This window comes from Micromonospora sp. CA-240977, assembly GCF_050942285.1.
In the GTDB taxonomy this organism is placed as follows: Bacteria; Actinomycetota; Actinomycetes; order Mycobacteriales; family Micromonosporaceae; genus Micromonospora.
The window spans coordinates 5063604-5083235 of the sequence record NZ_CP192055.1 but is presented as its reverse complement, the minus strand read 5'-3'; the positions used below and the strand labels follow the sequence as shown (position 1 = coordinate 5083235).

Sequence of the window (19632 nt, the reverse complement as noted above, 5' to 3'; positions counted from 1 at the left end):
ACTCGCCGTGGCGTCATTCATGATCAACCTGCTGGCGCCGGGCTGATCGACCAGGTGAGCACAGAGACGGACGCCTGACCTGAGCCCCGGCGAGAACCGGGTGGACAGCGACTTCTGTCTGGCGTTGCAACCTCAGGTTCCACCGTTGCAGACGCCATCGTTCGATGTTGGACAACAGATCTTAGGTCGAGGCCATCTCGGGCGCGTCCGTCAAGCAGCACCGCGAGCCGAGCGGATCACCGTCCGGCAGCCATCCCGGTGACGAAGCGCGCCATGCGGCGTACGACAAGCGCGTCGCCGCGGAACAGGCCCAGGCCGAACGCGAGGCAGCCCGACGAGACGCCATCGCCCAGGATGTCCTCGCAGGGCGCCGTTGACACCACCGCTCCACCCCACCGGCACCCCGGCGTCGAAGGCTCGGGCCAGCATTTGGCGGGCCATCTACACCTTCGTGGCGAACTGCACCTCGTCCGACATCCCCGCGGCCCGACACCGGTCCCGGTCATCGGTCCACGACGCCGGGAGGTAGAGCTGCCGGTCGATCAGCGCGTGACCCTGCACCGAGCGGTAGGCCAGGAACACCCGATCTGGCAGTTCTCCGTCCGCCCGGCAGTGCCGGAACACTGGCGCTGCACCCCCGCTGACCGGGTGCCTCACGGCTACGGCCCGGCCATCGCACCGGCGTCCGATCAGGACCGGGTCACGGGTAGGGCCACGGTGACCGTCAGACCGCCAGCGGGCTCCGGTGTGGCCACGACGGTACCGCGGTGTGCGTGCACGATCGACCGCACGATGGCAAGGCCCAGGCCGCTGGATCCGGCGCTGGTGACGCGGTTCGGGTCGAGTCGCTGGAACGGCTCGAACAGCCGGTCGACCTCGTCCGGCGGGATCGGGTCGCCGCTATTGCGCACGATGACGAGCGCACCGTCGGGCCGTTGGCGGATGGTCACCTCGATCCAGCCACCCGGGTGGTTGTGCCGGATCGCGTTGTCCACGAGGTTTCGCAGCAGCCGGTCCAGCAGGACTGGATCGCCGTGGACCACTGTCGAGCGCAGGTCGGTGGTGATCTTCACGTCGGCTGCCTCAGCCGCGTGGTCCGCCTCGCCGAGCGCGATGGCCGCCGTTGCGGCCAGGTCGTGTGCCTCGTGGACGAGCGCGCCGCGGTCGCTACGGGCCAGCGCGAGCAGACCGTCGAGCAGCCGTTCGGCTCGGCCGGTCGCGGTCAGCGTGTCGTCTGCCATCGCCTCCCACTGCTCGATGGTGCTGTGCCGCTTGGCGCGTAACACCTCGATGCCGGTACGGACGATCGCGAGCGGGGTGCGCAGCTCGTGTGCGGCGTCGGCGGTGAAGCGGCGCTGGCTGGCGAAGGAGTTCTCCAACCGCGCCACCATGTCGTCGAACGTGTCGGCCAGCTCCTTGAGCTCGTCGTGCGGTCCGGAGAGTGCGATGCGCTCGTGCAGGCGGTCCTGAGAGATCCGACGCGTGGTGGCGGTGAGCGTCTGCAGCGGCCGCAGCATGCGGCCGGCCACCAACCAGGACGCGCCAAGGCCGAGCACGGCGATGACCGCCAGCGCGACGGCGGACCTGGTCGCGGTGTCCAGTAGCGTGCTGGCGCGCAACTCGGCCAGGGCCTGCGACTTGACCTCCTCGACGCGTTCCTGCGTCTGCTTGTCGGTGGGCAGTCCCGGCGCGGTCCGGGACTCCACCTGGGGAGCGGCCGAATTGCTCGCGGGCGGTCCGAGCTCGGTGTACAGGCTGCGGTACAGCATGGCGTAGTTGAGTGCGAGCAGCGCCGCACACGCGACGACCAGCATCACCGCGTAGGTGAGCGTGAGCCGCAGCCGGATCGACGGGTGCCACCCGCGGGTCAGGGTGCTCACAGCCGGTACCCCGCGCCCACGACCGTCTCGATCAGCGTCGGCCGCCCCAGCTTGCGGCGCAGCCGGCCGATGGTGACCCGGACGGCCGTGGTGAACGGATCCGCGTGCTCGTCCCAGGCCCGCTCGAGAAGGTCCTCGGAGCTGACCACGGCGCCGTCGGCCGCCATCAGGATCTCCAGCACCGCCAGCTCCTTGGTGGTCAGCGGGATGAACCGGCCGTCGCGCGTGACCACACGGCGGGCGGTGTCGAAGGCCAGGCCAGCGCCCTGGAGGACCCGCGGTGCGTTGTTGGCGCGGCGCCCGAGCGCCCGGACCCGCAGCACCAGCTCGTCGAAGACGAACGGCTTGGGCAGGTAGTCGTCGGCCCCGAGCGTCAGGCCGGCGACCCGGTCGGCCGCCTCGCCGGCGGCGGTGAGCATGAGGATCCGCGCGCTGCCGTCACCCGCCGTCAGCGCGGTGCACACCTGGTCGCCGTGCAGAAGCGGCAGGTCGCGGTCGAGCACCACGACGTCGTACCGGTTGGCGGTGGCCTTGTGCAGGCCGTCGACGCCATCCGGCGCGACGTCGACCGCGAAGCCCCGGTCGCGCAGGCCCTCGGCGACCCACTGGGCCAGCAGCGCCTCGTCCTCGATCAGCAGCACCCGCATCGTCCCAGTCTCCCCGAGACCGGGTGACACCGGCGTGACAACTCGGGTCACCGCAGCGCCACGGCGCCCCTGGTCTCCTGTGTCCGCCGGAACAGGTTGCCCACGAACCAGTTACCAACGAGGAGAAGACCACCGATGACGAGACCACCGATGAGGAAATGGTTGCCGATGGCGGCCACCGTGCCGCTGGTGCTGACACTCGCGGTCGGCTGCGGCAAGACCCAGGACAAGAACGTGGCGTCGGCGGGCGGCTCCAGCCAGCCGAACGCCGCTGCGAGCACCACGCCCAGCCTGAGCGCCCGGGACCGGCAGTTCAAGTACGCGCAGTGCATGCGCGAGCACGGCGTACCCATGTCGGACCCGATCTTCAGCGGCGACGACGTCACCTTCACCGTCCCCAGCCCGCGGCCCGACCAGGCCACCCAGGACAGGGCGCAGGCGGCCTGCGGCCAGTACCAGGGCAGCGGCAACGGCGGTGCCCGGCCGAGGGAGAAGACCGACGCGCTGCGCCAGTACTCCCAATGCATGCGTCAGCACGATGTGGAGCACTTCCCCGACCCCGGAGCCAACGGTGACGTCCAGCTCCACAAATCGGTCGGCGACGACCCGCAGTTTCCGGCGGCAAAAGCGGCCTGTGACGCCATGATGGCGAGCAACCACCCCAACCCGGGGTCGACCAGATGAGCGAGACGACCGATCCGGCGCCCGGCCGGCGTAGGGTGCGGCGACGGGCGCGGGGCCGGGGCGCCGCGGTCGTCGGCGCGGTCGTGCTCGTGGGCGCGGTGGTCGTGGCCGCCCGGGGCCTCGGCGGCCGCGGGCCGGCGACCCCGTCGGTGGCGGACCTGCCACCCGGCACGGCGCAGGTGACGCGGGAGACGATGCAGGACACCACCGAGGTGGCCGGCGATCTCGGGTACGGCGCGCCGATCGTGCTGGCCGGGAGGATCCCGGGGACCGTCACCGGGGTACCGCTGACCGGCGACGTCATCACCCGGGGACAGCCGCTGTACCGGGTGGACAACCGCCCGATCGTGGTGATGTACGGCGACGTGGTGGCCTACCGGTCGCTCCGTGCCGGTACCCGCGGCCCGGACGTGCGCCAGTTGGAGGCCAACCTGCGGGCGCTCGGCTACGGCGGGTTCACGGTCGACGACCTGTTCACGGCATTGACCGGGACGGCGGTACGGCGCTGGCAGAAGGACCTGGGCCTGGCGCAGACCGGCACTGTCGATCACGGGCGGATATTGTTCGCCGCAGGCCCGGTGCGGGTGGCCAGCGTGACGGTGAGCGTGAACGCGGCCACCGGCGACGGGCAGGAGGTGCTGACGTACACCGGCACCACCCGGCAGGTGACCGTCCGGCTCGACGTCGCCGACCAGCGGCTGGCCCGCGCGGGTGCCGACGTGCAGATCCGGCTGCCGGACGGGAAGCAGGTGCCGGGCCGGATCGACCGCGTCTACACGGTGATCCAGCTGGCGAACACCCCCGACAGCCCACCCGCGACGAAGGTCGAGACGCTCGTCGCGCTGAACGACCCGAACGCCGCCGGAGGCATCCAGGCCGCGGTGGTCAACGTGGTGTTCACCGGCGCCGAGCGCAAGGACGTCTTGACGGTGCCGATCGCGGCGCTGGTGGCGCTGGCCGAGGGCGGCTACGGCGTCGAGGTGATCGAGGACGGCACCCCCCGGTACCTGCGGGTGGAGACCGGGCTGTTCGCCGGCGGCCGGGTCGAGATCAGCGGCGAGGGGCTGACCGCCGGCATGACGGTGGGAGTGCCGGCATGATCGAGCTGACCGACGTCACGAAGATCTACCCCGGCGGCGTCCACGCTCTCGCCGGCGTGACCCTCAGCATCGGCACCGGCGAGCTGACCGCGGTGGTCGGCCCCTCCGGCTCCGGCAAGTCCACCATGCTGCACATCCTCGGCGCCTTGGACCGGCCCACAGCGGGCCGCGTGGTCGTCGACGGCCACGACCTCTCGCTGCTGTCCGACCGGCAGCTCTCGGCGCTGCGGGCGAGGCGGATCGGCTTCGTGTTCCAGCAGTTCCACCTGGCCGGCGGCGCGCCGGCGCTCGACAACGTGGCCGACGGGCTGCTCTACTCCGGCGTACGGTGGGCCGTGCGCCGTCGCCGGGCGCGGTCGGTGCTGGAGCGGGTCGGACTCGGCCACCGGCTCGACCACGAGCCGCACGAGTTGTCCGGCGGGGAGCGGCAGCGGGTGGCCATCGCCCGTGCGGTGGTCGGCGATCCGGCACTGCTCCTCGCGGACGAACCGACCGGCAACCTCGACTCCGCCGCCGGCGAGGGCGTCATCGACGTGCTGCGTGCGCTGCGCTCCACCGGTACCACGGTCGTTGTCATCACCCACGACCGCGACCTCGCCGCGAGTCTGGACCGGCAGGTGCGGATGCGCGATGGCCGTGTGGTCGCCGACCACGTGTCCGTCCGCCACGACCGGGAGGTGAACCGGTGAGCGCGGCGACAACGACCGACGCCGGGCTGTCCTCGGCCCGGCTGGCGGCGCGCGACGTGTTCCGGATCGGCGCCGCGGGCCTGCGGACCCGGCCGACCCGCGCGCTGCTGTCCGCGCTCGGCATCGCGATCGGCATCGCCGCGATGATCGCCGTGGTGGGCATCTCGTCCTCCTCGCACGAGGAACTCGATCGCCGGCTCGCCGCGCTCGGCACGAACCTGCTGACCGTCTCGCCCGGACACACCTTTGACGGCCAGACCGCGGCGCTGCCCCTGGAGGCGGAGGCGATGATCGGGCGGATCGGCCCGGTCACCGCCACCTCGGCGATCGGCGCGATCCCCCACGTGAAGGTGTACCGGTCCGACCGGATCCCGGTGGAGGTGACCAACGGACTCTCCGCCTTCGCCGCCCGGGTGACGCTGCCCTCGACCGTCGGCGCGACCATCCGCAGTGGCGTCTGGCTGAACGGCGTGACCGGCCGGTACCCCGCGGTGGTGCTCGGCGCGTCCGCGGCCCAGCGGCTCGGCATCGGCCGAGCCAACACGGCGACCGGGATTCTGGTCGGCGGCGGTCGGTTCACCGTGGTCGGCATCCTGAATCCGGTGGACTTCGCACCCGAACTCGACTCCGCCGTGCTGATGGGTTGGGACATCGCGGCCGAGCGGTTCCGCTTCGACGCACGCCCGACCACCGTCTACACCCGGTCGTTGGAGAGCCAGGTGGTCGCCGTGAGCGGGGTTCTGGCCGCTACCGCCAATCCGCGGGCGCCCAGCGAGGTCACCGTCTCTCGACCGTCCGACGCGCTCAGCGCCAAACAGGCCGCCGACGCCGCCCTCAACGGATTGCTACTCGGGTTGGGCGCGGTGGCACTGCTGGTCGGCGGCGTCGGGGTGGCCAACACGATGATCATTTCGGTGCTGGAGCGCCGTGCCGAGATCGGGCTACGCCGCGCACTCGGCGCGACGCGGGGGCAGATCCGACTCCAGTTCCTGGCCGAGTCGCTGCTGCTGTCCGCGCTCGGCGGGGCGGGCGGGGTGCTGCTGGGCATCGTGGTGACCACCGGGTACGCCGCGTACCAGGACTGGCCGGCGGTCGTGCCGGCCTGGGCCACCGCGGGCGGCCTGATCGCTACCGTGGCCATCGGCGGCCTGGCCGGGCTGTACCCGGCGATCCGAGCCGCCCGGCTAGCACCGACGCAGGCACTCGCCACACCGTAACCACCACCCTGGCCACCCGGGCGGCGACACGAATCCGCCCGGGTGGCCGGGGTCGAGCTCTGGCGTTCTCCCCGGGTGACCGATCGCGTCGTCTCAGCCGGACGGTCGACTCACATGCCCCGCTCCGCCAACCAGGAGGCCTTCGTGTCCCACGCTAACGCTGCCGGTGATCGACGATCACTCACCCGTCGCCGACGCCGAAATCCGCGACGACGAGCAGGCCGTCCACGGCGATAGACGTGCTCCGCAACGCGGTCACCTGGTTCACCGCCCGCGGTGTCACCATCGAGCGGGTGTTGTCCGACAACGGCTCGGCCTGCAAGTCCTACGCCTGGCGCGACGCCTGCGCCGAACTCGGCATCACCCCGAAGAAGACCCGCCCTTATCGGCCGCGGACCAACGGCAAGGTCGAACGCTTCCACCGCACCATGACCGACGGCTGGGCACTCGCCCGGTTCTACGGATCGGAGAACGCACGCAGGAAAGCCTTACCAGCCTTCCTACATCACTACAATCACCACCGACCCCACACCGCCATCGGCGGCCGGGCACCCGCCACCAGGTTGACCAACCTCCCTGGGCAGTACAGCGCGGCAAGGGCGGCAAGGTTGTCCTCGTCCCGCTGCCACCCGCGATCGTCCCGCCCTTGATCTCAAGTTAGGTTGAGATTTTAGAGTCTCCGGTGACGAAAGGAGTCGCCTGTGACGACATTGGTGACCGGGGCCACCGGAAACACCGGCTGGCACGTAGTGGCGGAGCTGGTCCGCCGGGGCGAGCACGTTCGGGCGCTGACCCGCGACCCGGCTGCGGCCGCGGGACGGTTCCCGGCCGAGGTGGAGCTGGTGGCCGGTACGCACACGGCGCCGGGGACTTTGGACGCCGCGTTCGACGGCGTCCATCGGCTGCACGTGACGGTGACGGCAGGGCTCGCCGAGGCCGGACCCGAGCTGGTACGGCGGGCGGTCGACGCGGGTGTACGGCGCATCACCGTGGTGTGGGGCGGCTGGGTGGGGCCTGCCGAACAGGCGGTGGCGGACTCGGGCGTCCAGTGGACCCGTCTGGAACCGCAGGAGTTCATGTCCAACACGCTTACCTGGATCGACTCGGTCCGGAGCGAAGGGGTCGTGCGGGAACCGTACGACTTCCCCAGCGCGCTGGTGCACGAGGCCGACATCGGCGCAGTCGCGGCGACGGCGTTGCTCGAGGACGGCCACGCGGGGCGTGCGTACAACCTGACCGGGCCGGAATCGCTGACCCCGCGCGAGCGGATCGCCGTCCTGTCCCGGGCCATCGGCCGTGCTGTCACCTTCGTCCCGATCACCCACGAACAGGCCGTCGACCGGCTGACGGCCACCGGGGTTTCCCAAGCGGACGCCGAGTATGTCGTGGGCTGGTACGCCGCTCCCAGTAAGGAGTCCACCAGCGTGGTGGATACCGTTGAGCAGGTGACCGGCCGCCCGGCGCGTACCTTCGAACAGTGGGTGGCCGAACATGCGGAGCGCTTCCGCACCCCCGACGCGGCGGCCCGCTACAAACCGTGAAACATGACGAACCCGCTGGTGTTCGTCGCAGGCGCCCTGGGAGGTGCGGTCTCCGGTATCCCGGGCGGAGCCCTCGGCGCGGTGGTCGGGGCGGCAGGCGGCGCCTTGGGCCTACCTGCGGATACTGGTCATTCGCAGACAAGCCAACATGCCGCTTCTCGCCACCGGCTGTGGGTCCACACATGCCGCGGGGCGCTCGTCGCCGGACTCGTGCGAGAGCCCGGCCTTTCACTCAGTGAAAGCTCCGGTTCCCCAGCGGGGACACCGCACGGGACGATCCGGCTCCATCGACGTCCATCGGCATGGAGGTCCGGTCGCATGGCATTCGCGCGTAACCAGTGGTATGTGGCCGCCTACGGCGGTGAGGTGGGGCGAAACCTGCTCGCCCGGACGGTGCTCGGTGAGGCGCTGGTGCTGTACCGCACCGGTGCCGGGCAGGCGGTGGCGCTCGCCGACCGGTGCGTACACCGGCGCTTCCCGCTGTCGGAGAGCCGGCTCGACGGCGACACGATCGTCTGCGGCTACCACGGCTTCACCTACGATCCGACCGGCGCCTGCGTCTTCGTACCCGGTCAACAGCGCATCCCGCGCACCGCGCGGGTGGTCTCCTTCCCGGTGGTCGAACAGGACTCCTTCATCTGGGTCTGGATCGGCGACCTGGACCGGGCCGACCCGGCTGCGATTCCCCGCGCACCGTGGCTGGCCGACCCGCGCTACGCGGTGGTGCGGGGCATGGTGCCACTGAACGCACGGTACGGCCTGCTGGTCGACAACCTTCTGGATCTGTCCCACGAGACCTATCTGCACGGCGGTTACATCGGCACGCCGGAGGTGGCGAACACCCCGATCACCACCGAGGTGGACGAGGACCGGGGGATCGTCTACGTCAGTCGGCACATGGACGACGCCGAGTGCCCTCCGTTCTACGCGCGCTCCACCGGCATCCAGGGCCGGATCACCCGGTGGCAGGACATCGAGTACCACCCGCCCTGCCTCTACCTGCTGCACAGCCGGATCGCGCCGCAGGGTGTCTACCCGCCCGCCGAGGGCGAGGACCGCGAAGCGTTCCACGCCGAGATCGTGTACGCCATCACCCCGTCGACGGAGCACACCACCTACGACTTCTGGGCGGTGGCACGGGACTTCGCGATCGACGACGAGTCGGTCAGCGAGTACCTCCACCACAGTAATCACACAGTTGTCATGCAGGACGTGACCGCCCTCAACATCCTGGAACAGGTGATCGCGACCGAGCCGGACAGGTATCAGGAGTTGAGCATCAACATCGACACCGGTGGCCTGGCCGCCCGGCGGCTGCTGGCGCGGATGGTCGGGTCGGGGACGGTGGGAGCGGCGCGATGAGGTCCGGGGCAGGCTCCCTCACCGGGGACCGGGTCTACCGGATCCACTGGGTGCCGGGCACCGACACCCTGCGCGGGATCTGCCACTGCGGGGCCGAGCGCCGTACCGAGGAGCCGGTCGAGTTGTGGGATTGGCTGCTCGGCCACCCGCAGGACCACCAGGGTGCGGCCGGGCCGGTGCCCGGACCGGCGAGGCGGCTGGCGATGCGCGAGTGACGGTGGACGTGCTGACCGGTGTCGAGCTGATGGTCGCCGGTCGCGATCAGGTGGCGGCGGAGGTGGTGGCGATCCGCCTCTGTCGCGCGGACGGCGGTGACCTGCCCGAGTGGACCCCGGGCGCGCACATCGACCTGGAGTTGGACGCCGGGCTGGTTCGTCAGTACTCCCTCTGCGGTGACCCGGCGGAGCGGTCGGTCCTTCGGATCGCGGTGCAGCGCGAACCGAACGGGCGCGGCGGCTCCCGGCTGGCGCACGAGCGGCTCACCGTCGGCGCGACCGTCCGGGTGAGCGGACCACGCAACACCTTCCCGCTGGTCGCGGCACGCCGCTACCTCTTCATTGCCGGCGGCATCGGTATCACCCCCATCGCACCGATGGTCGCCGCGGCCGACGCCGCGGGCGCTGACTGGCGGCTGGTGTACGGCGGACGCAGCCACGCCACCATGGCCTTCGCCACCGCCCTGCGAAAGAGGTACGGCGACCGGGTGAGCCTGCACCCGCAGGACGAGACCGGCCTGCTCGACCTGGCCGGGTTGCTGGGCCGGCCCGGCACCGGGCTCGTCTACTGCTGCGGCCCGGAACCACTGATCACGGCGGTCGAGGAGCACTGCCGCGACTGGCCAACGGGCTGCCTGCACGTCGAGCGTTTCACCGCCCGGGGCGACACCGGCGCGCCGGAGACGACGATCGAGGTCGAACTCGCGCTCTCCGGGCGGACGGTGACCGTGCCGCCGGGCACGCCGATCCTGCGAGCGGTGGAGGAGGCCGGGGTCCAGGTCCTCTCGTCCTGCCGGGAGGGCACCTGCGGCACCTGCGAGACGCCGGTGCTCGCCGGTGTGCCGGAGCATCGCGACAGCCTGCTCACCGCCGAGGAGCGGGCCGCCGGGGACACCATGATGATCTGCGTCTCCCGGGCCCGTACGCCCCGACTCGTGCTGGAGCTGTGAGCGCCCGGTGTGGGCGGGGATGATGACGGGGTGCGCGCAGAAGCGGGACGGTCGGTGACGAGCAAGGTGCTGGCGTTGCTCGACGCGTTCAGCCCGGCCACCCCGGCGTTGACCCTGAGCGAGCTGGCGCGTCGCACCGGGATGCCACTGCCCACCGTGTACCGGCGGGTCGCGGAGTTGGTCGCGTGGGGGGCACTGGAGCGCGGCGACGACGGGCGGTACCGGATCGGTCTGCGGCTGTGGGAGGTGGGCTCGCTGGCACCCAGGGGCCTGGGGCTGCGGGAGCTGGCCCTGCCGGTGATGGAGGACCTGTACGAGGTGACCCACGAGAACGTCCAGCTCGCCGTCCGGCAGGATCTCGAACTCGTCTTCATCGAACGGATCGCCGGGCGACACGCGGTGCCCGTGCTCACCCGGGTGGGGGGTCGCTTCGCGCTGCACGCCACCGGCGTCGGGCTGGTCCTGCTCGCCCACGCACCCGCCGAGGTCCAGGAGCAGGTGCTGGCCGCGCCGCTGGAGCGGTACACCGAACTGACCATCACCGACCCGAAACGGCTGCGTCGCTGCCTCGCCGAGGTACGACGGGTCGGCTACGCGGTCAGCGACCGTCAGGTCACGATGGACGCCCTCTCGGTGGCCGCGCCGATCCGCGTACCGGAGGGTGTGGTGGCGGCGATCTCGCTGGTGGTTGCCCACGACCGGGCGGACCCGGTGGCGTTGGCGCCGCTGGTCCAGGCCGCGGGCCGGGTGGTCTCCCGGGCGCTGAACAACTCCACCCGCCCTGCCGTCTGATGTAGACAGACTACAAATCGTTGACGCCCGATCAAATTCTGCATTACGTTGCTGGTGCGCGTGTTACTCCCCACCCTCGTGCGCAGATCGGCATCGACGAAAGGGAGCACTCATGTCACTGGACGGCAAAGTCGCCATCGTCACCGGCGCCGGGCGAGGTCTCGGCCTCGCCTACGCGCAGGAGTTGGCGCGGCGGGGCGCCTCGGTCGTGCTCAACGACGTCGACGCCGAGGCCACCGCCGACGCCGTGGCGACGATCGAGACGTCCGGCGGTCGGGCCGTCGCGGTGGTCGCACCGGTCGGCCCGACCGAGACCGCGAAGGCACTCGTCAGCACGGCGGTCGAGCACTTCGGACGGCTGGACATCCTCGTCACCAACGCCGGCGTGCTGCGCGACACGGTGCTGTGGAAGATGAGCGACGACGACTTCGACACCGTCATCAACGTGCACCTGCGTGGCACGTTCACCACCGTGCGCGAGGCGGTGCAGCACATGCGGCAGGCCGGCGAGGGCGGGCGGATCATCTGCGTCGGATCGCCCACCGGGCAGCGGGGCAACTTCGGCCAGACCAACTACGCGGCCGCCAAGGCGGGCATCGTCGGCATGGTCCGGACCTGGGCGTTGGAGCTGAAGCGGGCCGGCATCACCGCCAACACCGTCGTCCCGGTCGCCGCGACCGCGATGACCGCCACCGTTCCCTACTTCGCTGCGGCGGTGCGGGCCGAGGCGAACGGCGAGCCGATGCCCGCGTTCTTCCGACACGAGCTGGGATTCGGCACGGCGGACGACGTGGCCGGGCTGGTCGCGTTCCTCGGTTCCGACGCGGCGGCCTCGGTGACCGGTCAGGTGATCGGTGTCGGCGGGGACCGCCTGCAGATCTGGACCCACCCGGAGGCGGCGCTGACCGCGCACCGCGAAGGCGGCTGGACGTACGACGCACTGGTGGAGGCTTGGCCGACGACATTCGCCGGTGCCGCGCAGAGTGTCGGTGAACGATTCCCGAAACTCCCCGAGGAGTTCGAGACCGCGCCGTCCTGACCGGCCCGAGCAGACCTGCCCGCCCCGACCCGCCCGACGGAGGTTGGCCCCATGTACCAGCCCGCGATCGACCTCGACGACGTCACGGCGATCGACATGCACGTGCACATCGAGGTCGACGACCACGGTCACACCTCACTGCCCGAACCGCTCGTGGCAGCGGCGTCGGCGTACTTCAAGACCGACGGCCCACGGCCCGCGGTCGACGCGGTGGCGCGGTACTACCGCGAGCGGCACATGGCGGCGGTCGTCTTCACAGTGGACGCGCGTACCCAACTGAAGCATCAGCCACTGTCCAGCGTCGAGATCGCACGCGCTGCGGGCGAGCACGCCGACGTGCTCATCCCGTTCGGGTCGGTCGATCCGCGCACCGGGGGAGCGGCAGTCGAACTCGCCGACCGGTTGATCCGGGAGGAGGGCGTTCGAGGCTTCAAGTTCCACCCCACAGTGCAGGGCTTCGACCCCAGCCACGACGAGTACGCGCCGCTGTGGGGCCTGCTGGAGCGCGCCGGCGTCCCGGCGCTCTTCCACACCGGGCAGACCGGCATCGGCGCGGGTACGCCGGGCGGCTACGGTCTGCGCCTCGGCCGGTCGAACCCGATCCTGCTCGACCCGATCGCGGCCGACTTCCCCGACCTCCAGATCATCATGGCCCACCCGTCGGTGCCCTGGCAGGACGAGGCGTTGTCGGTGGCCACGCACAAGCACAACACCTGGATCGACCTGTCCGGCTGGAGCCCGAAGTACTTCCCGGCCGAGCTGGTGCGTTACGCGAACTCGCTGCTGAAGCGTCGGGTGCTCTTCGGCACCGACTTCCCGATGCTCACCCCGGACCGGTGGCTTCGCGACGTGCAGGCTACCGACCTCAAGCCGGACGTGCTCCCGGGCATCCTGAAGGACAACGCGGCCCGACTGCTGGGCCTGGCCCGGTGACGACGAGAGGAAACGCCATGACGACGACCATCACCTACGACCGGCTCGGCGACCTCGCCGGCACCGATCTCGGCCACACCGGGTACCGCACTGTCACCCAGGACCAGGTGGACCTGTTCGCGAACGCCACGGACGACCACCAGTGGATCCACGTCGACCCGGAACGGGCGAAGACCGGCCCGTTCGGCGCACCGATCGCGCACGGCTTCCTCACTCTCTCCCTGGCGGTTCCCTTCTGGACCGAGCTGCTCGAGGTCAAGGGCGTGACCACGAAGGTGAACTACGGCCTCGACAAGGTGCGCTTCCCCGCGCCGGTCGTGGTCGGGGCGCGGGTGCGGATGCGGGCCACAGTCGTCGAGGTCGTCGAGGTCCGCGGCGGCTACCAGCTCGTTGTCGACCAGACGATCGAGATCGAGGGAGGGACCAAGCCGGCGGTCGTCGCGCGCGGGCTGTACCGCTTCTACGCCTGATCCCGGGGGCATCCGTCGAGCCGGGCGAGCACACCACCTCCACCCCCCAGGAGATTGATGATGCACCAGCACGGAATTGGCGCCTGGCTGGCCAAGCGCCGGCTCAAGTCCCCGGACCAGATCGCGATCATCCATGGCGACCGGTCGCCCATGACGTACCGCCAGTTCGCCGACGCCGCCGACCGGATCTCGGCGGTGCTGCGGGAGCGGGGTGTCGGCAACGGCGACTCCGTTGCCTACCTGGGGGAGAACAGCCCCGAACTCCTCCAGGTGATGTTCGGGGCGGCGCAGGTCGGGGCGGTCTTCGTGCCGGTCAACACCCGGCTCGCCGCACCCGAGATCGGCTACGTTCTCGCCGACTGTGCCGCGCGGGTGCTGATCCACGATCCGGACTTCGCGGTGCCGGTGGCCTCCGCCGCGGCGACCGCCCGGACCCCGTACGTCATCGTCAACGGTGCGGGCAGCGCGGACCGGCCCGGGCTGGCGCACCTGGCCCGGGCCGCCGTCACCCCGTTCACCGACCACGCCGACACCGCCCACGAGGATCCGGCGGCGATCGTCTACACCTCGGGCACGACCGGCCGGGCCAAGGGCGCGGTGCTGACCCACGGCAACCTCACCTGGGTGGCGCTCAACTGTGTGGTCGACTATGACGTCGTCTCCACCGACGTCGCCCTCATGATCTCGCCGCTGTTCCACGTCGCCTCGCTCGGGATGGGCGCCCTGCCCGTCATCCTCAAGGGCGCCACGATGGTCATCGAGAGGGGCTTCGAGCCGGGCCGCGCGCTCGCGCAGATCGAGCGGCACGGGGTCACCATGCTCAGCGGCGTGCCGACCACCTACCAGCTGCTGGCCGACCATCCCGCCTGGGCGTCGACCGACCTGTCGACGTTGACGAAGCTCACCTGCGGAGGTTCGGCGGTGCCGGCCCGCATCCTCAACGCGTACGAGGCCCGGGGCCTGTCGTTCTCCCAGGGTTACGGAATGACCGAGGCCGCGCCGGGCGCCACCGCGCTGCCGCCCACGATGACCCGCGTCAAGCAGGGCAGTGTCGGCCTGCCGCACTTCTTCACCGACGTGCGGATCACCGATGCGGCCGGTGCGGTGCTGCCTGCCGGCGCTGTCGGTGAGATCGAGGTGGCCGGTCCCAACGTCTTCCCCGGCTACCACGGGTTGCCGGAGGCGACCGCCGAGGCGTTCACGGCCGACGGGTGGTTCCGCTCCGGCGACCTCGGCCACCTGGACGCCGACGGGTACCTCTACATCTCCGGCCGCCTCAAGGACATGATCATTTCGGGGGGCGAGAACATCTACCCGCTCGAACTCGAGCAGCTGCTCACCGAGGTCGACGGGGTGACCTCGGCGGCGGTCATCGGCGTGCCGGACGAGCGTTGGGGGGAGGTGCCGTGGGCGATCGTGACCGTCCGGGAGGGAGCGTCCGTGGACACCGCCACCGTCCGGGCCCGCCTGGACGGCAGGATCGCGCGCTACAAGCTTCCGAAGAACGTCGTCATCGTGGACGAGCTGCCGCGGACGGCGTCGGGGAAGGTGCGGAAGGCCGATCTGCGGACCCGGTTCGGCGCCTAGTCGCGGGCCGGGTCGCGACGAGTTCGGCGAATTCCGCCGCGGACGCCTCGGCCAGCTCGTCGTGCATCCGGCGGTAGGTCCGCACCGATCTCGCGGCGGGCCATTCCGCGTCCATGAACTCGGCCGGCAGCCTCGGGTCGGCGCGCAGCAGCGCGAGCCAGTCCGCCACGAGCATGGTTCGTACGGTGAGGGCGCTCGACGCCATCGCCAGCGCGGACGGGTCGTCCCACACCTCGATGAAGGCGAGGTGCGCACGTCGGATCGCCTCGATGTCCCAGGCCGCGCGCACGCTCTCGCCGATCGGGAAGCCGGCGAGTTCGCGGGCGTGGAAGGCGATCACGGTGTTGGGCGCGAGGTCCTGGCGCAGCGGCTCCAACGACCCGGCGAGGTCGACCTCGCCGGGCGCGAGCCAGAGCCCGTCCCGGAGCGGCGCGAAGCCCTCCCAGGTGAGGGTGGAGCGCAGCCGGTGCCGCAGCATCCGCTGACCCTCCGGGATCGAGAAGGTGACAAGGGTCCAGCCGCTGCCCTGCGGGTCGAACGGCCGCGGCCCGCGAACGCGGTCCTTCGCCTCGCGCAACACCGCCGCCCCGTGCTCGGTCAGTGAGAAGAGCGTCTCCCGGCCGCTCCTGCTGCGGGCGAGGATGCCGCTGTGCACGAGACGGTCGAGGGTCGCGCGGGTGGCCGGCGCGGCGACGTCCGCGCCTTCCAGCACGTTGATCAGGGCGCTCGCCCGGATGGGTCCCGTGGCGGCGTCGACGACGTGCTCGCCGAAGAAGGCGAGCAACAACTGCTTCGGCTGACGACTACCCACAGCGCTTCCCTTCGGCGAACTCGCTGGCCTGGCCGCCGATCACCGCGCGGATCGCGGGGCCACAGCCTGCCCGCGCTTGGCCCGCTGGATCTGGTCGTAGACGTGCGTCCGCAGTTCCGTGAAACGGGGCAGAGCGCGGGTCGTGATCTGATCGCGCTCCGGCGGCAGGTCGATCGTGAGGTCCTCCTGGACCCAGGTCGGCGACGTGGACAATACTAGAACCCGCTGACCGAGATACACCGACTCGTCGATGTCGTGGGTGACGAAGACAACCGAGATGGTGCGGCTGGCGTGCAGCTCGCGGACCAGGTCCTCCAGGTCGGCCCGGGTCTGCGCGTCCACGGCGGCGAACGGTTCGTCCATGATCAGGACGTCGGGCTGGTAGGCGATCGCCCGCGCGATCGCCACCCGCTGTTGCATCCCCCCGGACAGCTGCCACGGGTGGCTTCGCGCGGCGTGCGCGAGGCCCACCGCCTCAAGAGCCTCGACGACCAGCTTGTTCCGGGCCGCGCGGGTGAGCTTCTTGTGCCGCAGTGGCAGCTCGACGTTCCCGCGCACCGTCAGCCAGGGGTAGAGGCTGCGACCGTACTCCTGGAACACGACGGCCATGGCCGGGCTGGGCCCGGTCACCGGCGAGCCGTCCATCTCGACCACGCCGCTGGTGGGCCGCAGCAGGCCGGCGAGGCACTTCAGCAGGGTGGTCTTGCCGCAACCGGACGGCCCGACGATGCAGACGAGCTCACCGGCGTCCATCGTGAAGCTGATGTCGCCGATCGCCTCGACGGTGCCCGTCGCCGACTCGTAAACCTTCCGCAGGTGCTCCACCCGCAGCAGGGTGCTCCGATCAGGCACGGTTGACCTCCCTGATTCCGTGGTACCAGCGCAGAACACGCCGTTCGACGAGACCGAAAGCTACGGCGAGGAAGACGCCGACGAGACCGAGGAGGAAGATGCCACTCCACATCTCGGCGATCAGGTAGTTGCGCTGGAAGTAGGCGATCCGGTAGCCGAGGCCGGAGGAGGAGGCGAACATCTCGGAGATGACCATCAGGATCAGCGCTACCGAGAGGGCCTGCCGGACCCCGGCCATGATCCGTGGGCTGGCGTCCGGGAGCACGAGGAACCAGAGCCGCTCCCACCAGGTGACCTGGAACGATTCCGCGGTCTCCGTCATGACGCTGTCCGTCCCCCGGACACCCTCGATCGTGTTCAGCAGGATCGGCCAGACCGCGCCGGAGGCGATCACGACGACCTTCATGGTGTCGGTGATCCCGAGCAGGAGCATCACCACCGGGATCAGCACCGGCGGCGGGATGGCCCGGAGGAACTCCAGCAGCGGTTCGAGGAGTTCGCGCAACCAGCGGGTCAGGCCGATGACGGTGCCGGCGGCGATGCCGAGCACGATCGACCCGGCGACACCGAGGCCGAGGCGGGCGAGGCTGGGCAGCACGTCCTCGACGAACGCCGGGCCGACCCAGGTCTCCCGGAAGGCTTCGGCGATCGTCAACGGGTCGGGGAAGAACCGACTCGTCGTCCTCGTCGCCACCAGCCCCCAGAGCACCAGCAGCAGCGTCGGCAGCCCCAGCGGGTAGAGCAGGCTCGCCGCGATCCGGGATCCGACGGTCCGGCTGCGTGCCGTGGTGGCGATCCGCCCGGTGTACGCGGTCACAACGGCTCCTCTCCTCGTACCGACTGGTGCCACGACAGCACCCGACGCTCGATGAACCGGAAGACGATGTTCACCGTGAGCCCGAGCAGGCCGGTGACCACGACCAGCGCGTACAGGCCGGCGGCGTCTCCGGCGGACCGGGACAGCTCGATCATGCGCCCGAGGCCGGGGTTACCGATCACCATCTCCGCGGTGATGGCGAGGATGAGCGCGACCGCGGCGGCGAGGCGCAGGCCCGTCATGAGGTACGGCAAGGTGGTGGGCAGGACGAGGTGCGACAACTGCTCCCGCCGGGTCAGACCGAAACTGCGGGCGGTGTCGCGAGCCACCGCGTCGACGTCGGCGACGCCGTAGATCACCTGCACGAACACCTGCCAGAACGACGCGTAGATGATGATGACGAGGGCGGCCTGCCGCTGGATGCCGAACATCAGCACGGCGAGTGGGATGAGGGCGACTGACGGGATCGGTCGCAGGAACTCGACAATCGTGTGCGTCGCGCGCCGCAGGAACGGCACCAACCCGACGACAGTGCCGAGGACGACGGCGGCGACGGTCGCCACCGTCAGGCCGATCGCCCAGGACGTCATGGTGCTGCCCAGCCGTCGCCAGAACGCGAGGTCGACGAGATGCTCGAACAGCCGCGCCAGCACGTCCGTCACGTACGGCAGATACAGCGGGTTGATCAGGCCCAGCGTCGGGATCAGCTGCCAGACGACGAGGAACCCGGTCAGGCCGACGACGCCCAGCATCGCTTTGCGTAAGGCGCGCAGGCGTCGGGTGGGGAACACGCGCATGTCACTCCCGTCGTCAGGCGGGCGGCGAGACCCTCCCCGGTCCGGGGGTCGGGGAGGGCGGGATCGCGCCGGCTACTGCTGCTGGATGAGACGGTCGAGGTTGGGTTGCTTGTCGAGAACCTTGTACTTCTGCGCGAGCTCGGCGAGCGTCTGCAGGCTCGACCGGTCGACCTCCCAACCGAAGGCCGGCAGCCGCACCGACTCGGCGACCGGCGGGGGCAGCTCCAGGTTGTCCTTGATGGCCTGCCGTAGCGCCGCCTCGTTGGCGGGGTCCTTGGCCCACTCCAGCGTCTTCTTCATCGCCGCGGTGAAGTCCTCGACCAGCTTGGCGTCCTTCTCGGTGCGTTCCTTGGTGGTGATGGTGGTGAGCGTGGTCAGGCCGGGCACCACCGCCTGGTAGGGCGCGACGACGAAGGTGTCGCCGCGGGCCTTCAGTTGGGTGACGAAGGGCTCCGGCACCCAGGCGGCGTCGATGTTGCCGGATTCGAGTTGGGCCGGGGCGTCCGGGAAGGCGACCTCGACGAACTTGACTTTCGACGGGTCGCCGCCGTCCTTCTCGACCGCCGCCATGATCGTCACGTCGCCGGCCGCGCCCAGGCTGTTGACCGAGACCCGCTTCCCGGCGAGGTCGGCCGGCCGCTTGATGCCGGACTTCGCGGAGGCGACCACGGCGTTGATGTCGTCGCCGTCGGCGTACGAGGAGGCGTAGTTGCCGATGATGACGACGCCGAGATCCCGCAGGTCGGCCCGGAACGGGCCGAAGGGCTGGCCGATCGCGAAGTCGATGTCGCCGTTCATGAGCGCCGGAATGGCCTGCGCGCCGCCCTGGGCGGGCAGCACCTCGACCTGGAGCCCGCGCTCGGTGAAGATGCCCGCCTTGATGCCGCCCCAGAGCGCGGCGGTCTCGGTGATGGGCAGCGCCGCGACCCGAACCTTGCGCAGGTCGCCCGAGGTCTGGTCGGACGGGTTGGACGCGTCGGAGTCGGTACATCCGGTGAGGGCGATCGCGGTAGCGGCGATCAGCCCGAGAGCCATGACCTTCTTCATTGACGAGGCCCTTCCTGGGCGGGGGTGGTGGGTGCGTCGGAAGTCGGCGGATGCCTCGGATCTGCAGGTGAACTACCGCTGCGTGGGGGCGCACGCCGCTGTGTTGGCCATGGTCAGTCACCCCGGCATTGAAAGTCAATAATATCTGACGCCCGTCATGAATAAGTTGAACAACGCTCTGCTGTGGCGACGTCGCACCAGC

At 70.6% G+C, this 19632-nt stretch carries 21 protein-coding genes and 2 pseudogenes; 14 read left to right on the top strand and 9 right to left on the bottom strand.

Annotation, left to right across the window (positions count from 1 at the left end):
• Nucleotides 1-236: 236 nt before the first annotated feature.
• From ACQPWW_RS22910 to ACQPWW_RS22895, 4 genes and pseudogenes are all read right to left on the bottom strand, one after another.
• Complete coding sequence (locus tag ACQPWW_RS22910) at nucleotides 237-380, bottom strand: hypothetical protein (RefSeq protein ID WP_433125431.1); 144 nt, start codon at nucleotides 378-380, stop codon at nucleotides 237-239.
• Between the two features lie 64 nt (nucleotides 381-444).
• Nucleotides 445-653: pseudogene (locus tag ACQPWW_RS22905) on the bottom strand (transposase); the annotation flags it as partial.
• A 36-nt stretch (nucleotides 654-689) separates the two neighbouring features.
• The gene (locus ACQPWW_RS22900; protein ID WP_433125429.1) at nucleotides 690-1880 is read right to left on the bottom strand and encodes a sensor histidine kinase; all 1191 of its coding nucleotides are present in this window, start codon (nucleotides 1878-1880) and stop codon (nucleotides 690-692) included.
• Nucleotides 1877-2527, bottom strand: coding sequence for a response regulator transcription factor (locus ACQPWW_RS22895; protein ID WP_433125427.1), 651 nt, complete (start codon nucleotides 2525-2527; stop codon nucleotides 1877-1879). The genes ACQPWW_RS22900 and ACQPWW_RS22895 overlap by 4 nt, the downstream gene beginning before the upstream one ends.
• 135 nt (nucleotides 2528-2662) lie before the next feature.
• Between ACQPWW_RS22895 and ACQPWW_RS22890 the strand changes: the two genes are divergently transcribed.
• The 14 genes and pseudogenes from ACQPWW_RS22890 to ACQPWW_RS22825 all read left to right on the top strand — a co-directional run bounded on the left by ACQPWW_RS22890 (nucleotide 2663) and on the right by ACQPWW_RS22825 (nucleotide 15106).
• The gene (locus ACQPWW_RS22890) at nucleotides 2663-3211 is read left to right on the top strand and encodes a hypothetical protein (protein ID WP_433125426.1); all 549 of its coding nucleotides are present in this window, start codon (nucleotides 2663-2665) and stop codon (nucleotides 3209-3211) included.
• Nucleotides 3208-4311: a peptidoglycan-binding protein gene (locus ACQPWW_RS22885; protein ID WP_433125425.1), complete on the top strand. Its 1104-nt coding sequence runs from the start codon at nucleotides 3208-3210 to the stop codon at nucleotides 4309-4311. The genes ACQPWW_RS22890 and ACQPWW_RS22885 overlap by 4 nt, the downstream gene beginning before the upstream one ends.
• Nucleotides 4308-5000, top strand: a complete 693-nt coding sequence (locus ACQPWW_RS22880; RefSeq protein ID WP_433125423.1) for an ABC transporter ATP-binding protein — start codon at nucleotides 4308-4310, stop codon at nucleotides 4998-5000. Before ACQPWW_RS22885 ends, ACQPWW_RS22880 begins: the two co-directional genes overlap by 4 nt.
• A complete protein-coding gene (locus ACQPWW_RS22875) occupies nucleotides 4997-6217 on the top strand; it encodes an ABC transporter permease (RefSeq protein ID WP_433125421.1) in 1221 nt (406 codons plus the stop codon). The genes ACQPWW_RS22880 and ACQPWW_RS22875 overlap by 4 nt, the downstream gene beginning before the upstream one ends.
• A gap of 166 nt (nucleotides 6218-6383) precedes the next feature.
• Nucleotides 6384-6867 (top strand): annotated as a pseudogene (locus tag ACQPWW_RS22870) (integrase core domain-containing protein); the annotation flags it as partial.
• Between the two features lie 51 nt (nucleotides 6868-6918).
• Entirely contained in the window at nucleotides 6919-7758 is an 840-nt protein-coding gene (locus ACQPWW_RS22865) for an NmrA family NAD(P)-binding protein (protein ID WP_433125420.1), read from the top strand.
• Nucleotides 7759-8076: 318 nt separating this feature from the next.
• Nucleotides 8077-9120 (top strand): Rieske 2Fe-2S domain-containing protein, encoded by a 1044-nt coding sequence (locus tag ACQPWW_RS22860; RefSeq protein WP_433125419.1) that lies wholly within the window; start codon nucleotides 8077-8079, stop codon nucleotides 9118-9120.
• Complete coding sequence (locus ACQPWW_RS22855; protein WP_433125418.1) at nucleotides 9117-9335, top strand: hypothetical protein; 219 nt, start codon at nucleotides 9117-9119, stop codon at nucleotides 9333-9335. Before ACQPWW_RS22860 ends, ACQPWW_RS22855 begins: the two co-directional genes overlap by 4 nt.
• A complete protein-coding gene (locus tag ACQPWW_RS22850) occupies nucleotides 9332-10285 on the top strand; it encodes a PDR/VanB family oxidoreductase (RefSeq protein WP_433125417.1) in 954 nt (317 codons plus the stop codon). Before ACQPWW_RS22855 ends, ACQPWW_RS22850 begins: the two co-directional genes overlap by 4 nt.
• A gap of 30 nt (nucleotides 10286-10315) precedes the next feature.
• A complete protein-coding gene (locus ACQPWW_RS22845; protein ID WP_433125416.1) occupies nucleotides 10316-11077 on the top strand; it encodes an IclR family transcriptional regulator in 762 nt (253 codons plus the stop codon).
• Between the two features lie 112 nt (nucleotides 11078-11189).
• Complete coding sequence (locus ACQPWW_RS22840) at nucleotides 11190-12116, top strand: SDR family oxidoreductase (RefSeq protein WP_433125414.1); 927 nt, start codon at nucleotides 11190-11192, stop codon at nucleotides 12114-12116.
• Nucleotides 12117-12167: 51 nt separating this feature from the next.
• Nucleotides 12168-13049, top strand: a complete 882-nt coding sequence (locus ACQPWW_RS22835; protein WP_433125412.1) for an amidohydrolase family protein — start codon at nucleotides 12168-12170, stop codon at nucleotides 13047-13049.
• Nucleotides 13050-13066: 17 nt separating this feature from the next.
• Nucleotides 13067-13519 (top strand): MaoC family dehydratase, encoded by a 453-nt coding sequence (locus tag ACQPWW_RS22830; RefSeq protein ID WP_433125410.1) that lies wholly within the window; start codon nucleotides 13067-13069, stop codon nucleotides 13517-13519.
• A 57-nt stretch (nucleotides 13520-13576) separates the two neighbouring features.
• On the top strand, nucleotides 13577-15106 hold the full coding sequence (locus ACQPWW_RS22825) for an acyl-CoA synthetase (protein ID WP_433125409.1): 1530 nt from the start codon (nucleotides 13577-13579) through the stop codon (nucleotides 15104-15106).
• Here ACQPWW_RS22825 and ACQPWW_RS22820 read toward each other — a convergent pair.
• From ACQPWW_RS22820 to ACQPWW_RS22800, 5 genes are all read right to left on the bottom strand, one after another.
• Nucleotides 15030-15917 (bottom strand): PaaX family transcriptional regulator, encoded by an 888-nt coding sequence (locus ACQPWW_RS22820; protein WP_433125407.1) that lies wholly within the window; start codon nucleotides 15915-15917, stop codon nucleotides 15030-15032. The genes ACQPWW_RS22825 and ACQPWW_RS22820 overlap by 77 nt on opposite strands.
• A 39-nt stretch (nucleotides 15918-15956) precedes the next feature.
• Entirely contained in the window at nucleotides 15957-16769 is an 813-nt protein-coding gene (locus ACQPWW_RS22815; protein ID WP_433125406.1) for an ABC transporter ATP-binding protein, read from the bottom strand.
• On the bottom strand, nucleotides 16762-17586 hold the full coding sequence (locus tag ACQPWW_RS22810; protein WP_433125405.1) for an ABC transporter permease: 825 nt from the start codon (nucleotides 17584-17586) through the stop codon (nucleotides 16762-16764). The genes ACQPWW_RS22815 and ACQPWW_RS22810 overlap by 8 nt, the downstream gene beginning before the upstream one ends.
• Nucleotides 17583-18383, bottom strand: a complete 801-nt coding sequence (locus ACQPWW_RS22805) for an ABC transporter permease (protein WP_433125404.1) — start codon at nucleotides 18381-18383, stop codon at nucleotides 17583-17585. The genes ACQPWW_RS22810 and ACQPWW_RS22805 overlap by 4 nt, the downstream gene beginning before the upstream one ends.
• A 72-nt stretch (nucleotides 18384-18455) precedes the next feature.
• Nucleotides 18456-19430, bottom strand: a complete 975-nt coding sequence (locus ACQPWW_RS22800) for an ABC transporter substrate-binding protein (protein WP_433125403.1) — start codon at nucleotides 19428-19430, stop codon at nucleotides 18456-18458.
• Nucleotides 19431-19632: the final 202 nt, after the last annotated feature.